General features: G+C 64.7%; 13 protein-coding genes. All 13 read left to right on the forward strand.

Annotation, left to right across the window (positions count from 1 at the left end; translation table 11 throughout):
- Positions 1-5 precede the first annotated feature (5 nt).
- The 13 genes from OEW28_RS03675 to OEW28_RS03735 all read left to right on the forward strand — a co-directional run bounded on the left by OEW28_RS03675 (position 6) and on the right by OEW28_RS03735 (position 14,749).
- Positions 6-1,157, forward strand: coding sequence for an aromatic ring-hydroxylating oxygenase subunit alpha (locus OEW28_RS03675; protein ID WP_263733360.1), 1,152 nt, complete (start codon positions 6-8; stop codon positions 1,155-1,157).
- Positions 1,154-2,368, forward strand: coding sequence for an aromatic ring-hydroxylating oxygenase subunit alpha (locus OEW28_RS03680; protein ID WP_263733361.1), 1,215 nt, complete (start codon positions 1,154-1,156; stop codon positions 2,366-2,368). The genes OEW28_RS03675 and OEW28_RS03680 overlap by 4 nt, the downstream gene beginning before the upstream one ends.
- A gap of 83 nt (positions 2,369-2,451) precedes the next feature.
- Positions 2,452-3,552, forward strand: a complete 1,101-nt coding sequence (locus tag OEW28_RS03685) for a polyamine ABC transporter substrate-binding protein (RefSeq protein ID WP_263733362.1) — start codon at positions 2,452-2,454, stop codon at positions 3,550-3,552.
- 28 nt (positions 3,553-3,580) lie between these two features.
- Positions 3,581-4,720: an ABC transporter ATP-binding protein gene (locus OEW28_RS03690; RefSeq protein ID WP_263733363.1), complete on the forward strand. Its 1,140-nt coding sequence runs from the start codon at positions 3,581-3,583 to the stop codon at positions 4,718-4,720.
- Positions 4,721-4,732: 12 nt separating this feature from the next.
- Positions 4,733-5,704: an ABC transporter permease gene (locus OEW28_RS03695; RefSeq protein WP_263733364.1), complete on the forward strand. Its 972-nt coding sequence runs from the start codon at positions 4,733-4,735 to the stop codon at positions 5,702-5,704.
- Positions 5,701-6,540: an ABC transporter permease subunit gene (locus tag OEW28_RS03700; protein WP_263733365.1), complete on the forward strand. Its 840-nt coding sequence runs from the start codon at positions 5,701-5,703 to the stop codon at positions 6,538-6,540. The genes OEW28_RS03695 and OEW28_RS03700 overlap by 4 nt, the downstream gene beginning before the upstream one ends.
- Positions 6,541-6,543: 3 nt before the next feature.
- Positions 6,544-7,446: a dimethylsulfoniopropionate lyase gene (locus OEW28_RS03705; protein ID WP_263733366.1), complete on the forward strand. Its 903-nt coding sequence runs from the start codon at positions 6,544-6,546 to the stop codon at positions 7,444-7,446.
- Between the two features lie 10 nt (positions 7,447-7,456).
- Entirely contained in the window at positions 7,457-8,242 is a 786-nt protein-coding gene (locus OEW28_RS03710) for a methyltransferase domain-containing protein (RefSeq protein WP_263733367.1), read from the forward strand.
- 184 nt (positions 8,243-8,426) lie between these two features.
- On the forward strand, positions 8,427-10,580 hold the full coding sequence (locus OEW28_RS03715; protein ID WP_263733368.1) for an FAD-dependent oxidoreductase: 2,154 nt from the start codon (positions 8,427-8,429) through the stop codon (positions 10,578-10,580).
- On the forward strand, positions 10,577-11,218 hold the full coding sequence (locus tag OEW28_RS03720) for a CDP-alcohol phosphatidyltransferase family protein (protein WP_263733369.1): 642 nt from the start codon (positions 10,577-10,579) through the stop codon (positions 11,216-11,218). Before OEW28_RS03715 ends, OEW28_RS03720 begins: the two co-directional genes overlap by 4 nt.
- 2 nt (positions 11,219-11,220) lie before the next feature.
- Complete coding sequence (locus tag OEW28_RS03725; RefSeq protein WP_263733370.1) at positions 11,221-12,408, forward strand: ABC transporter substrate-binding protein; 1,188 nt, start codon at positions 11,221-11,223, stop codon at positions 12,406-12,408.
- Positions 12,405-14,114 carry an ABC transporter permease gene (locus tag OEW28_RS03730; RefSeq protein ID WP_263733371.1) on the forward strand — a complete coding sequence of 570 codons (1,710 nt, stop codon included), beginning with the start codon at positions 12,405-12,407 and terminating at the stop codon, positions 14,112-14,114. Before OEW28_RS03725 ends, OEW28_RS03730 begins: the two co-directional genes overlap by 4 nt.
- Positions 14,111-14,749 (forward strand): ATP-binding cassette domain-containing protein, encoded by a 639-nt coding sequence (locus tag OEW28_RS03735; protein WP_263733372.1) that lies wholly within the window; start codon positions 14,111-14,113, stop codon positions 14,747-14,749. The genes OEW28_RS03730 and OEW28_RS03735 overlap by 4 nt, the downstream gene beginning before the upstream one ends.
- The last annotated feature ends 50 nt before the right edge of the window (positions 14,750-14,799 follow it).

Raw genomic sequence — 14,799 nt, forward strand, 5'->3', positions numbered from 1 at the left:
GAAACGTGAGCCTGCACCGTCACCCCGACTCGCCGCTTCTGGATCACTGTCCCGAAACTTTGCCCGCCTGGACCTATCACGACCCCGGCTGGTACGCGAAGGAACAGGGCGCGATCTGGGCCCGGGAATGGATTCATGTCGGGCGCAAGAACGACCTGGCGCCGGGAACGATGCGGCGGATCGAGGTCGCGGGGCAGAGCCTCATCCTGTGCCATGACCGTGAAGGGCGGATCACCTGCTTCCACAACACCTGCCGACATCGCGGGGCAGAGTTGTGTTCTGCCGACGAAAGCCCCTTGGGCAAGCTGATCACCTGCAAGTATCACAACTGGGCCTATGCGACGGATGGACGGTTGGTTTCCACCGCGTTCGGCACGCCCACGGCGGATTTCAGGCGCGAAGATCATGGTCTTTTCGCCGTGCATGTCCGGGAGTGGAATGGCTTCCTTTACGTCTGCCTTGCACCCGAGGCGCCGGACCTGGTGCCGGACATGGGGCTGTCCGCGCTCGAAAACTGGCCGATGGCGACGCTGGTAACCGGGCATCGCACCGAAAAGCGCCTGAAGTGCAACTGGAAGGTGTTCTGGGAAAACTACAACGAATGCCTGCACTGTCCGGGCGTTCACCCCGAGTTGTGCGACATGGTGCCGATCTACAGGCAGGGGATCATGGCCGCGAACGAAGCTCCGGACTGGTCGCCCGAGGCGCCGCGACCGGCGTCCAACCTGAGGGAAGGGGCGGTGACCTGGACCGCTACGGGAAAGCCCTGCGGGCCGGAGTTTCCAGACCTGACGCCGGAAGAGCGCGCCAGCGGCTACATCTTCGTCACGGTCTATCCCACGATGTTCATCGTCGCCCATGTCGATCACGTCCGCGCCGTCACGCTGGCCCCCATCGGGCCGGAAGAAACGCGATTGACGGCGCAATGGTTGTTCCCGGCCGAAACCTTGGCGCAGCCCGGCTTCGACCCCGCCGAGGTCGCTTCCTTTGCAACCATCGTCATGAACCAGGATGCGGAAGTGGCCGAGATGAATCAGCGCGGGCTGAAATCCGACAGGTTCAAGAAAGGACGCCTGATGCCGCAGGAATTCGACATCCACAGGTTCCACCACTGGGTGCGGGCACGCATGGAGGCAGCGGGCGAGGTGATCGGATGAACAGGTCTCTGGTCACCAAGCCCCGTACCGTCCCCGAAGAGTGGGACCGCCGCGGTCTGCCGGGGTGGACCTATCATTCGGACGCGCTGTTCGAACTCGAGAAGCAGGAGGTCTTCCAGACACACTGGCAGATCGCAGGCCATGTCGGCGACATCCCCGCGCCCGGCGACTACCTGACGATGGATATCGCAGACGAGCGCGCGCTGGTGATCCGCGGCAAGGACGGGGTCGTGCGAGGCTTCCACAACCTTTGCCGCCATCGCGGTGCGCGCGTCGCGACGGGGGACAAGGGACATTGCAAGGGGGCGCTTGTCTGCCCGTTCCACGGCTGGGTCTACAACCTGGACGGCACCCTGCGCGGCGCCGCGCGGCCGGAAAGTTTCGGTGCGCTGGACCGCACGGAATTCGGGCTGAAATCGCTTGAGCTGGAGCTTTGGCATGGCTTCATCTTCATCCGTTTCCGACCCGGGCCGCAGCCATCGGTGGCACAGCTTCTGGCCCCCTTCGAACCGGATTTCGCGGCTTGGCGCGCAGAGGAACTGCTGCCCTCCGACCGGATCTGGACCGGCGAACTTCCCGTCAACTGGAAGTCCGTGCGCGACGTGGACAACGAAGGCTATCACGTCGCGATGGCCCATCCCGCGCTGCAGGACCTTTATGGGCGGACCTACCAAGACCGCAGCTTCACCAACGGGATTTCAGCGTCCTACGCCACATTCGGCGACACGCCGGGACGGCTCTGGTCGGTGCGCCACTACGTCCGGTTCTCGCCGCAGCATGAGTGGTTGCCCGAGGCGCATCGCCGGACCTGGGCCTATTTCGGCATCTTCCCATCCGGCGTGATCGCCTTCACCCCGGAAAGCGCCCAGTTCTACCAGGAATTTCCGGTCTCGGCCGGCCGGACGCTGATGCGGGGCGCGATCTACCGGCGACCGGACGAGACGCGTCAGGACCGCGTCGCGCGCTATCTTGCCTATCGGATCGACCGCGAGACCGGCAAGGAGGACCAGCAACTTTCGATCTGGTCGAACGAGTCGATGAAGTCCTCGGCTTTCGAGGATTTCCACTTGTCCGACCTCGAATTCGGCGTGAAGGTTCATCATGACCAACTGCGCAAGCTCTTGCCGGTCATGAGCCTGACCCACGCACCCCCGGAAGAGGAGGTGGCCAAGGTCAACGCGAACCTTCGAAGTCTCGAGTCCACAATATGATCAAAAAACAGGTTGACCGGAATCGGGCAACCGTTCTGAAATCGAAGAAAAGACAAGACCAAGAACCAGCAGAGGAGAGACCCATGAAACTCAGCAGAAGGACGACGCTGACAGCGCTTGGTGGTGCCCTTGCCATGCCCTACGTCCGGCCATCCTGGGCGCAGGCCGGAACAGTGAACGTTTACAACTGGGCCGACTACATCGGCGAAACCACGTTGTCGGATTTCGAGGCGCAGACCGGGATCGGCGTCGTCTATGACACCTATTCCTCGGCCGAAGAGGCGCAGGCCAAGATGCTGGCTGGGTCGACCGGCTATGACGTCGTGGACCACGCGGGCGTCGACATGCCGCGTGCGATCACCGCCGGCATCTACGAGAAGCTCGACAAGTCGCTGCTTCCGAACTGGGCGAACCTCGACCCCGAGGTCCTGCGGATTCTCGCAGGCTGGGATCCGGGCAACGACTATGGAATGCCCTACATGTGGGGGTCCGTCGGGTTCACCTACAACGTCGACATGGTGATGGAACGCATCCCCGATGCCGACATGTCGTCCATGGACCTGATCTTCAAACCGGAAAACGCGGCGAAGCTTGCCGATTGCGGCATCTCGATCCTGGACAGCCCGACCGACATCATGCTGATGGTGCTGAAGTACCTGGGCCTGGACGGCGACACGACGAACGTGGCCGACTACGATCAGGTGGTCGAGGCGTTCAAGCCCATCCGCCAGTACATCCGCACCTTCGACAACACCAACTACCTGAACGCCATCCCCAACGGCGAGCTGTGCGCGATCAACAACTGGTCGGGCGACTACGCCACGGCGGCCGGCCGCGCCGCAGAAGCCGGGATCGAGATGAACCTGGCCTATTTCGTGCCAAAGACCGGTGCTCCGGCCTGGGTCGACTGCATGGCGATCCCCTCGGACGCGCCGAACCGCGAGAATGGCTACAAGTTCCTGAACTTCCTGATGGAGCCGCAGGTGGCGGCGGGTGACACCAACTACACCTACTACGCCACCGCCAACGTCCCGGCGAAGGAGTACATCCTGCCGGAGATCCTGGAGGACCCCGCTGTTTACCCTGACGCAGAGACCATCGGCCGGATGTGGGCGCCCAAGCCCTTCAGCGAAGAACAGGACCGCGCGATGACGCGGGCCTGGCAGACGATCAAGACCGGCTGAGCCGAAGACGGAGGATGAACCGCTGAAAATGCAGGCTTCGATACAAACTGCGCTGGACGCCGTCGCGCCGCAAGACGTCGCCCCCTTCATCCGCATCGAGGGGGTGACCAAGCGCTTCGGCACATTCACGGCGGTTTCTTCCGTGACACTCGACATCAAGAAGGGCGAAATCTTCGCCCTTCTTGGTGGTTCCGGCTGTGGCAAGACCACGCTTCTGCGGATGCTGGCGGGGTTCGAGACGCCGACCGAGGGCCGCATCTTCATCGACGGGCAGGACATGACCGGGGTTCCGGCCTACGAACGCCCCGTCCACATGATGTTCCAGAGCTACGCGCTGTTCCCCCATATGACGGTGGAAAAGAACGTCGCCTACGGGCTCAAGCACGAACGGATGACCGACGCTGAGCGCAAGGCGCGCGTGCGCGAAATGCTGGAACTGGTGCAGCTGACGCAGTTCAGCCACCGCAAGCCCCACCAGATTTCCGGCGGCCAGCGGCAACGCGTGGCGCTTGCCCGCGCGCTTGCGCGCCAGCCGAAGCTGCTGCTGCTTGACGAACCGCTTGCCGCACTGGACAAGAAACTGCGCGAACACACCCAGTTCGAGCTGATGGACATCCAGGACAAGACGGGCACCACCTTCATGGTCGTGACTCATGACCAGGAAGAGGCGATGATCCTATCCAACCGCATCGCGGTGATGGACAAGGGCGAGGTCAAGCAGGTGGGCACGCCCACCGAGATCTACGAATACCCCGACAGCAGGTTCGTGGCAGGATTCATCGGCTCGATCACGTTCTTCGACGGCAAGGTCGCCTCGGTCACCGGCGACACGGCGATGATCGAGGTGCCGGACTTCGGCGGGCAGGTCAGCGCGCGGGCGATCCCGGGGATTTCTGCGGGTCAGGACATCACGCTGGCCCTGCGGCCCGAAAAGATCGCGATCGGTCGGACGAAGCCCGAGGGCCCCAACGCGATCGAGGGCACGGTCGACGACCTTGGATATTTCGGGAAGGACTCGCTTTACAAGGTGAAGCTTGGCTCGGGAAAGGTGCTGTCGGTCCTTTCCGTAAACGGTCGCCGCGTCGGTGAAGGGGAGCGTGTAGCCGATTGGGAAGATCGTGTCTGGCTCAGCTTCGATCCCGGCGCGGCCATCCTTCTGACGCAGTGACGGGGACGGAGGATGACCGAACTTTCCGCAACCGGACCGAAGACCACCCGCAAAGCCGCCCGGCGGTCCGGCCTTGCCCGCTGGTTCAACCGCCGCGGCTGGTCGGACATCACGATCGCGACGCCCTACCTGTGGCTGCTGATCTTCTTCCTGGTGCCGTTTCTCATCGTCATCGCGATGAGCGTGGCAACGCGCACGCCGACGTCGCCCCCTTTCTCCTTCGGTGGGGATCATCCGCTGATCAACACGGCGACGTACGAGCGGCTGTTTTCCGACAGTCTCTATATCCGGGCGTTCCTGACATCGATCCGCAACGCGGCCTTCGCGACCTTCCTCTGCCTGCTGATCGGCTATCCGATGGCCCTGGGGCTGACACGGGTTTCCAAATCCTGGCGCAACATCCTTCTGATGCTTGTGATCCTGCCGTTCTGGACCTCGTTCCTGCTGCGCGTCTACGCCTGGATGGGGCTGATGGGGAACAACAGCTGGTTCAACAAGCTGCTGACCTCTGCCTACAACATGATGATGCCCGAGGAATGGGCGCTGCGCTCGATCCAGATGATGAACACGAACTTCGCCGTCGTTCTGGTCACCGTCTATTCCTACCTTCCCTTCATGATCCTGCCGCTTTACGCGAATCTCGAAAAGCTGGACATGACGTTGAACGAGGCGGCAGAGGACCTGGGCTCGCGGCCGTTCCGCGTCTTCCTGGACGTGACGCTGCCGCTTTCCGTGCCAGGCATCGTCGCGGGCGGGCTTCTGGTCTTCATCCCCGCCTCGGGCGAACTGATCATTCCGGGGCTTGTCGGCAACCCGTCGCAGCCGATGATCGGTCGGGTGATCCAGGACGAATTCGCATCGGCCCGTGATTGGCCCATGGCATCCGCGGTGGCGGTGGCGCTTTTGTTGCTGCTGGTCGTGCCGATGATGCTTTACACCTATTTCGACGCCAAGGCGCACGAAAAGAAGGCGATGGAACCATGAGGCGCCGGTCCCGCTTTCTGTTCACCATGATGTGCTTCGGCTTCGCGTTCTTCTACGTGCCGATCCTGTCCATGATCGTGTTCTCGTTCAACAATGCGCGGCTGGCGACTGTGTGGGGCGGATTTTCGACGAAGTGGTATGTCAAGCTTTTCGAGAACGACCAGGTGATCAACGCCGCGATCCTGTCGCTCAAGATCGCGGTGCTGTCGGCCAGCTTCGCGACGATTCTGGGAACGATGGCCGGTCTTGCCCTTGCACGGTTCAAGGTGTTTCGCGGACGGACGCTGTTCTCCGGCCTCGTTACCGCGCCGCTGATCATGCCCGAGGTCATAACCGGCATCTCATCGCTGATCTTCTTCATCATGCTGGCGGAATGGGTCGGCTGGCCCGCGCAGCGAGGGTTCGCGACCGTCACGCTGGCCCACATCACCTTCTCGATGGTGTTCGTGACGACCATCGTCCATTCCCGCCTGACCGAGGCAGACGTCGCCGTGGAAGAGGCGGCGATGGACCTTGGGTCGCGCCCGTGGCAGGTTATGCGGGACATCACGCTGCCGATCATCTCGCCCGCGATCCTGTCGGGCTGGCTGCTGGCCTTCACCATCTCGCTTGACGATGTTGTCATCACCTCTTTTACCACCGGCCCCGGAAACACGACGCTGCCGCTTCTGATCTGGTCGAAGGTGAAACTTGGCGTCACGCCGGATGTGAACGCGCTGGCGACCATCACGGTGTGTGTTGTCGGCATCGGCGTGATCATCGCGGGCATCGTCCTGAACGCGGCCGAGAAGCGCCGCGAGCGGGACGCGCAGCTGGCCTATCAGGCAAACCTGTAAGTCATGACACCGGAAGAACGGGCATTCGCGGCAGAGCTTCAGACCCCGGTCGGTGCGGAGGGGTCGGGGCGCAGGCGCTATGCGGCGGCTATGGCGCTGAACCAAGCGGGGCGTCTGTCGGACGCGGCGCTTGAGGTCTATCGCATCTGTTCCCCGCGTGATCATGAGGATCCTGCCGTTCTGCTTGCGTTGCGCGGACTTGCCGGAGAGTTGCCGCCGATATCGGCGCCCGCCGCGGATATCGCGCTGGTCCGGCTGGTCGATGAGACGGACAGATACCTTGCCTCTCTGTCCGGTCCCGGTCTGGGCGAGACGCGCGCGGGTCTGTCGGCCTGGACCCGCGCGGCGCCCCAACCGGTCGATCGTCTGCCGAACGCCGTGGTCGATGCCTGGCTGCCGCGTGCGCTGGGCCTTCTGGCTGCGGACCGTCCAGCCCTTGCGGCCGCGATCGGGGACGCGGCCCCCCACCTGACCTGGATCACCTACGACCTTTACGCCCCCGAGACCATCGGCGAGGCCTTCAGGCTCAACCATGCCTTCGCCTCTCTCGTGGGCGAGGAGATGGCGCCATTCACGGCGCAGGATTACGATCTGGGCCTGTTCCTGATCGCGCCCGATGTGCTTTACCGCGACCATCGCCATGCCGCGCCCGAGCTTTATGCGCCGCTCACCGGTCCGCATGGCTGGCGCTTCGGGACCGGCGATCCGGTGACCGTCCTGCCCGCGCATGCGCCGGTCTGGAACGAACCCTTCCGTCCGCACATGACGAAGGTCGGGTCGGAGCCGTTCCTTTGCATCTATGCCTGGACCCGCGACGTGAACGCGCCGGCAGACGTGATCATGGCGGCCGACTGGCCGGAGCTTGAGGCGCTCAGGATCGGACCGGCGGCAACCGCCGCACAATGATGGGGGCAGAATGGAAACGCAGGGCGGCGAATACTATCACCAGAAACTGATCGGCATGCTCGAGTCGATCTGGGGCGAGGGGTTCCTGTCGCCCGGCGGTCCCGACGAGGTCGCCCGCCTTGTCGGCGGGTCCGACTTCGCGGGCAAGTCGGTTCTGGACATCGGCTGCGGCGCGGGCGGTATCGACATAGCCCTGGTCCGCGATCATCGCGCCGCCTACGTCTGCGGCATCGACGTCGAAGATACGGTCCTGAACCATGCCCGCGGACTGGTCCGGCGCGCGGGGCTGTCCGAGCGCATCGGGTGCCTGAAGGTCGCATCCGGGCCGCTTCCGTTCCCGCCCGATACGTTCGACATCGTCTTCTCGAAGGACTCCATCGTCCACATCCCGGACAAGCATGCGTTGATGGCCGAGATATTTCGCGTCCTGAAGCCCGGCGGCTGGCTCGTGGCATCCGATTGGCTGATCGGCCATGACGATACGCCTTCGCCAGAAATGGCCGCCTACATCAAGTCCGAGGGCCTGGACTTTGGCATGGCATCGCCCGCGCGCTACCGCGACGCGATGGAGAAAGCCGGCTTCGACCGGATTGAGGTGAAAAGCCGCAATTCCTGGTACCGCGAAGTCGCCAAGCAGGAACTGGCGCGTCTGGAGGGGCCCGTCGGCGAGGCGGCAGCAAAGATCGTGGGACGCGAGTTCGTGGATGAGAACATCGGCATCTGGACCCGGATGATTCCGGTTCTGGAAAGCGGCGAACATTGCCCGACGCACCTGAAGGCGCGCAAACCCAGCTGATGCGTGCCGTGCCGCTGGTCGGCTGGGGGCCGGATGCCCCCGGGGGTTGTAACGCGCTTGACGCAAACGTGTTGCCGATGCGGGTTCCGCGTGATCCGGGTAAGCTGCTAGTATCGCCCGGAAAGTTATCTGGGCGGGCAGAGATGAGACAGTCGCACGACATGGCGCGGACCCCGGTGCACGCGTGAAGAAGCCGCTGATCTTTCTGGCCATCGCGCTGCTTGCCGCAATACTGGTTCTTCTGGTGGGCCGCATGTCGCTGGACCTTGCGGCGTTGCAGTCCTACCTGGACGGTCTTTCCGACTGGATGGCGGAAAAGCCGGTCGCGGTCGCCGTCATCTTTTTCGTGACTTACGTGGCGGTCACAGCCTTTTCGCTGCCGCTTGCGGTCTGGATGACGCTGGCCGCCGGAGCGCTCTTCGGTTTCTGGTGGGGGCTTCTGCTGGTGTCCTTCGCCTCGACCGCGGGGGCGACGCTGGCATTCCTGGCGTCCCGTTATCTGCTGTCCGACTGGGTGCACGATCGTCTGGGCGCGCGACTGGCGACGATCGATGAAGGGATCCGCCGCGACGGGGCCTTCTATCTGTTCACGCTGCGGCTGATCCCCGCCGTGCCGTTTTTTGCGGTCAACCTGCTGATGGGGCTGACCCCCATGCGGGTAACCACGTTCTACCTTGTCAGCCAGATCGGCATGCTGGCGGGAACAGCGGTCTACGTGAACGCCGGCACCCAGCTTGGCAGGCTCGACTCCGTCTCGGGGATACTTTCGCTCCCGATCCTCCTGTCCTTCGCACTGTTGGGCATCTTCCCCTGGGTCGCGCGGTTTGCCCTGTCCGCCGTCCGGCGGCGCCGGCTTTATTCGCGCTGGAACAGGCCGTCGCGCTTCGACAGGAACCTTGTCGTGATCGGGGGCGGCGCGGCTGGGCTTGTCACGGCCTATGTTGCAGCGGCGGTGAAGGCCAAGGTGACCTTGGTCGAAAGCCACAAGATGGGCGGCGATTGCCTGAACTATGGCTGCGTTCCATCGAAGGCACTGATCCGATCGGCGAAGCTGGCACATCAGATGCGCGCGGCCGATCGCTATGGTCTGGAGCCTTCCGAGCCCAGGGTATCCTTCACGCATGTGTTCGATCGTATTCGGGATGTCATCTCTGCCATCGAGCCGCATGACAGTTCCGAGCGGTATGAGGGCCTGGGCGTCGAGGTTCTTCAGGGCCATGCGACGCTGGTCGACCCATGGCGGGTCGAGGTCGGCATGGCCGACGGGACGCGGCGGCGGATCAGCACCCGATCTATCGTGATCGCGACCGGTGCCGCCCCCTTCGTGCCCCCCATTCCCGGGCTGGAGCAGGTCGACTACCTGACTTCGGACACGCTTTGGGACGCGCTCGCCGGGCGCAATGATCCGCCCAGGCGGATGGTGATCCTTGGCGGCGGGCCGATCGGGTGCGAGCTTGCGCAAGCCTTCGCCCGGCTTGGCTCCGACGTAACGCAGATCGAGATGCAGGACCGCATCCTGATCCGCGAAGACCCCGAGGTTTCCGATTTCGCCCGTGACGCTCTTGAAGCGGATGGCGTCAATGTCCTGACCGGGCACAAGGCGGTTGCCTGCGGGTCCTCGGACGGGCGGAAGTGGATCGAGGTCCAGGCCGGCGCGACATCGCGCAGGATCGACTTCGACGAGATCGTCGTGGCCGTGGGCCGCGCCGCGCGGCTTGAAGGCTACGGCCTGGACAAGCTGGGCATACGGACGGATCGCGTCATCGAAACAAACGCCTATCTGGAAACGCTGTACCCTAACATCTTCGCCGCAGGCGACGTCGCGGGGCCGTTCCAGTTCACCCACACGGCGGCGCACCAGGCCTGGTTCGCCTCGGTCAACGCGCTATTCGGCTTCGTCAAGCGATTCAAGGCCGATTACCGCGTCATCCCCTGGGCCACGTTCATCGATCCCGAGGTTGCCCGCGTCGGGCTGAACGAACAGGATGCGCGGGACAAGGGCATCGAATATGAGGTCACACGCTACGGCATCGACGATCTGGACCGGGCGATCGCCGATGGCGCAGCCAAGGGGTTCGTCAAGGTCCTCACTGCGCCGGGGCGTGACAGAATTCTTGGGGTGACGATCGTGGGGGAGCACGCGGCCGATCTTCTGGCCGAATTCGTGCTGGCGATGAAGCAGGGGCTGGGCCTGAACAAGATCCTTGGCACGATCCACATCTATCCCACGCTGGCCGAGGCCAACAAGTACGCCGCGGGAGAGTGGCGCAAGGCGCATGTGAACGCGACGGTGCTGCGGTGGCTTGAGTGGCTGCACGCGCGGAGGCGGGGCGCATGATCGACCGCTATCTTCTTCCCGCGCAGCGGGCGCTTCTTGTGCCCGTGGCCAAGGTGTTGGTCGCGCGCGGCGTATCGGCCGATCAGGTCACGCTGGCGGGTTTCGTGTTGGGGGTCCTTTGCTTGCCCGCGCTCTGGCTGGGCTGGTACGGGCTGGCGCTGGCGCTGATCCTCGCCAACCGAATCGCGGACGGCCTGGACGGGGCGATCGCGCGGCAGGCGGGGCCTACCGACCGTGGCGCGTTCCTGGATATCGCGCTGGACTTCATCTTCTATGCGCTGGTGCCCCTGGGCTTCGCGCTGGCTGATCCCGACCGCAATGCCCTGGCCGCCGCGGTCCTGATCGCCGCCTTCATCGGCACCGGGTCCAGTTTCCTGGCCTTCGCCACGATTGCAGCCAAGCGGGGCATGCGGGCTCAGGACTACCCCGCCAAGGGCATCTACTACCTGGGCGGCCTGACGGAAGGGGGGGAAACCATCGCCTTCTTCGTTGCCATCTGTGTGTGGCCACAGACCTTTCCCTGGCTGGCCGGTCTTTTCGCGGCGGCCTGCGCGATCACGACGCTGACGCGTTGGTACATGGGCTGGGTTGCCTTTGCCCCCGCCGCCGCGCCATATCAAAGAGCATCACAGGAGTAATCATGCGCCTTCCGATCCTGACCGCCCTTCTTCTGGCGGCCGCCCTTCCGCTTGGGGCCGAACCTTGGGACGACACCGTTGCCGCGGCGCGCGGGCAAACGGTCTACTGGAACGCCTGGGGCGGGGACGAACGGACCAACGATTTCATCGCCTGGGCTTCGGATCAGGTCGAGGCGCAGTACGGCGTGACGATCCAGCAGGTCAAGCTGACCGACACGGCCGAGGCCGTGGCCCGCGTCATCGCGGAAAAGGCAGCAGGCCAGGACGAGGCTGGAACCGTCGACATGATCTGGATCAACGGCGGCAACTTCCTGTCGATGAAGGAACAAGGGCTGCTTCACGGCCCCTTCGTGACGGATCTGCCCAACTCCAGATACCTGGACCTGTCGCCAGGCTCCGCCGCCTCGGTCGATTTCACGGTTCCGGTCGAGGGCTACGAATCTCCCTGGCGGCTGGCGAAGTTCGTCCTGATCCACGACAGCGCGCGCGTGGATCAGCCGCCGATGTCGATGGCCGAACTCCTGAACTGGTCCAAGGCCAATCCCGGACGGTTCACGCACCCGGCTGTGTCGAACTTCATGGGCTCGACCTTTCTCAAACAGGCGCTGATCGAACTGACGCCGGATGTCGCGGCCCTGCAAGAACCCGCGACGGACGCGAATTTCGACGCGGTCACAGCGCCGCTTTGGGCCTGGTACGATGAATTGCGGCCGACGTTGTGGCGCGGCGGCGAAACCTTTCCCGAGAATGCATCGGTGCAAGAGCAGATGCTGAACGACGGTGTCGTCGACATCTCGATGGCGTTCGACCCCGCTTCGGCGGCGGCGGCCATCGAAAAGGGGCTGCTGCCGGAAACCGCGCGCGCCTACGGTCTTCGGGGCGGAACCATCGGCAACATCAGTTTCGTCGCGATCCCCTACAACGCGGCGCACAAGGAAGGCGCCATGGTGGTCGCGAATTTCCTGCTTGAGCCCGCGACGCAGGCCCATGCGCAGGACATCGGCGTTCTCGGCAGCTTTTCGGTGCTGGACCCGGCAAGGCTGGGCGAGGCCGAGCGGGCTGCCTTCTATGCCCTGCCGACCTCGCCGGCCCTGCCGACGCTGGAAGAGCTTGGTCCCACGCTGATCGAGCCGCATCCAAGCTGGATGACGATGATCGCGGACGCCTGGGCCAAGCGCTACACGCAATGACGAGGGCCGGGGGGCGTTGGCTCAGGGGCCTTGTCCTGGCGGTGGTGATGCTGGGGCTGGTCCTTCCCATCGCCGCAGGACTTTGGGAAACCCTGGCCGCCGCCTTCGGCCATCTGCCCGCGATCGGAGAAACGGGGGCATCGCTTGATCCCTGGCGCCGGCTTCTGGATCTTCCGGGTGTGGTGACAAGCGTGAAGCTGACGCTCTGGACCGGTCTCGCATCCACGGCGATCGCGCTCTTGCTTGCCTTGGGGGCGGCGGGCTGGGCGCATCGGCGCTTTGGGCCCCGCGCCTTGGGCCGCGTGCTGACCCCGTTCCTGGCGGTGCCCCATGCTGCCCTTGCCATTGGCCTTGCCTTCGTCATCATGCCGTCGGGCTGGATTGCGCGCGCGATCAGCCCCTGGGCGACGGGCTGGGATCTTCCCCCCGATCTGGCGATCGTCAACGATCCGGCCGGGCTGGCGCTGATCCTGGGGTTGGTCATCAAGGAGCTTCCGTTCTTTCTGCTGGTGACACTGGCCGCGCTTGCGCAGATCCCCGTGGGGTCGCAGATGCGGGCGGGCAGGGCGATCGGCTATCCCCCGGCGCAGGTCTGGGCTTTCGTGATCGTGCCACAGGTCTATGCCCAGATCCGCCTGCCGGTCTACGTTGTCCTGTCCTTTGCCCTCTCGGTGGTGGACATGGCGATCATTCTGGGGCCGTCGAACCCGCCCGTGCTGGCCGTGGCGATGACGCGCTGGTTTCTTGCGCCCGACAGCGGCCTGATCCTTCCAGCCTCGGCGGCGGCGATGACGCAGGCGCTGATCGTGGTCGGCGCCATCGCGCTTTGGCGCGGCGCCGAGGCGCTGATCGCCGTGGCGGGGCGCGCGATCCTGCGCCAAGGCCGCCGCCGTCACGCGTGGGCGGGCGCGGCCCGGGCAAGCGCGGGAATCGCGGCGACGCTGTTCGTGCTGGGCTTGTTGTCCCTTGCGGCGCTTACGGTGTGGTCCATCGCCTGGCGCTGGAGCTTTCCCGACATGTGGCCAGAAACGCTGTCGCTGCACAGCTGGGCGCGGCCCGGCGCGGGCTGGGGGCTGGCCGTCCTGAACACCGCCGTCATCGGATTTGCGACGACCGCGCTTGCGCTCGTGCTTGCGGTGGCATGGCTCGAGGGCGAGGATCGCGGCGGTCTTGCCCGCGCACGCTGGGCCGAGGCACTGGTCTACCTTCCCCTGATCGTGCCGCAGGTCGCTTTCCTGTTCGGGCTGCAGGTGGTCTTTCTTCGCCTGGGTGTCAGCGGCGGGATCGGTGCGGTGATCTGGGCCCAGGCGCTTTTCGTCTTTCCCTATGTCATGATCGCGCTCTCGGATCCCTGGCGCGCGCTTGATCGGAGGCTGTTGCGCGCGGCGGCGGCGCTTGGCGCGGGGCCGGCGCGCAGGCTTTTCGCGGTCAAGCTGCCAATCCTTCTGCGCCCGCTCCTGACCGCCGCCGCCATCGGCTTTGCCGTTTCGGTGGCTCAGTACCTGCCAACGCTGTTCATGGGCGCGGGCAGGGTGCCGACGCTCACCACCGAAGCCGTGACGCTTTCGTCGGGCTCCGATCGCCGCGTCACGGGCACCTATGCGACGCTCCAGTCGGCCCTGCCGTTCCTGGCCTACGCCGCAGCCTTCTTCATTCCCGCCTGGGTGTTCCGCCATCGCCGCGCACTGTCTGGAGAGCCGGGATGAGCGGGCTTGAGCTCGGACAGGTAAGTATCAGGCGCGCCGGCGCGGCATCGCCGCTGTTCCCGGCGCTCTCGCTCGAGGTGCACGCGGGTGAGATCCTGACGATCATGGGGCCGTCGGGCATCGGGAAGTCGACGCTGATCGATTTCATCGGAGGCCACCTGGACGCGGGATTTGATGCCTCCGGCAAGGTCATTCTGAACGGGGTGGACGTGACGGGGCGTCCGGCAGAGGCGCGCGGGATCGGCATACTCTTTCAGGACGCGGTGCTGTTCCCGCATCTTTCGGTGGGCGACAATCTTGCCTTCGCCCTGGACCGCAGAATCGCCGGCCGGTTCGAACGCCGCAAGGCCGTCGAGGATGCGCTGGCCAGCGCGGGGCTCCGGGGTTTTTACGAACGCGACCCGGCAACGCTATCTGGCGGACAGCGCGCGCGTGCGGCGCTGATGCGCACGCTTCTTGCCGCGCCGCGCGCGCTGCTTCTGGACGAACCCTTCGCCAAGCTCGATCCCGAGCTGCGGCAGGAGATTCGGAGCTTCGTCTTCGAACACGTCCGTATCCGGGACATTCCGGTGCTGATGGTGACGCACGACCCCTCTGACGCAGAGGCTGCGGGCGGCCGGAGCCTGGCCCTGTAGGCCCCTGGCGAATCCTGACGGCGGATTCGCGGGCTGCGAATCCCAGGCAA

Source organism: Albidovulum marisflavi (assembly GCF_025751435.1).
Classification (GTDB): Bacteria; Pseudomonadota; Alphaproteobacteria; order Rhodobacterales; family Rhodobacteraceae; genus Albidovulum; species Albidovulum marisflavi.

Coding starts and splice junctions, on each gene's coding strand:
- OEW28_RS03680 (WP_263733361.1), top strand. CDS start 1,154: ATGAACAGGTCTCTGGTCACCAAGCCCCGTACCGTCCCCGAAGAGTGG.
- OEW28_RS03685 (WP_263733362.1), top strand. CDS start 2,452: ATGAAACTCAGCAGAAGGACGACGCTGACAGCGCTTGGTGGTGCCCTT.
- OEW28_RS03690 (WP_263733363.1), top strand. CDS start 3,581: ATGCAGGCTTCGATACAAACTGCGCTGGACGCCGTCGCGCCGCAAGAC.
- OEW28_RS03695 (WP_263733364.1), top strand. CDS start 4,733: ATGACCGAACTTTCCGCAACCGGACCGAAGACCACCCGCAAAGCCGCC.
- OEW28_RS03700 (WP_263733365.1), top strand. CDS start 5,701: ATGAGGCGCCGGTCCCGCTTTCTGTTCACCATGATGTGCTTCGGCTTC.
- OEW28_RS03705 (WP_263733366.1), top strand. CDS start 6,544: ATGACACCGGAAGAACGGGCATTCGCGGCAGAGCTTCAGACCCCGGTC.
- OEW28_RS03710 (WP_263733367.1), top strand. CDS start 7,457: ATGGAAACGCAGGGCGGCGAATACTATCACCAGAAACTGATCGGCATG.
- OEW28_RS03720 (WP_263733369.1), top strand. CDS start 10,577: ATGATCGACCGCTATCTTCTTCCCGCGCAGCGGGCGCTTCTTGTGCCC.
- OEW28_RS03725 (WP_263733370.1), top strand. CDS start 11,221: ATGCGCCTTCCGATCCTGACCGCCCTTCTTCTGGCGGCCGCCCTTCCG.
- OEW28_RS03730 (WP_263733371.1), top strand. CDS start 12,405: ATGACGAGGGCCGGGGGGCGTTGGCTCAGGGGCCTTGTCCTGGCGGTG.
- OEW28_RS03735 (WP_263733372.1), top strand. CDS start 14,111: ATGAGCGGGCTTGAGCTCGGACAGGTAAGTATCAGGCGCGCCGGCGCG.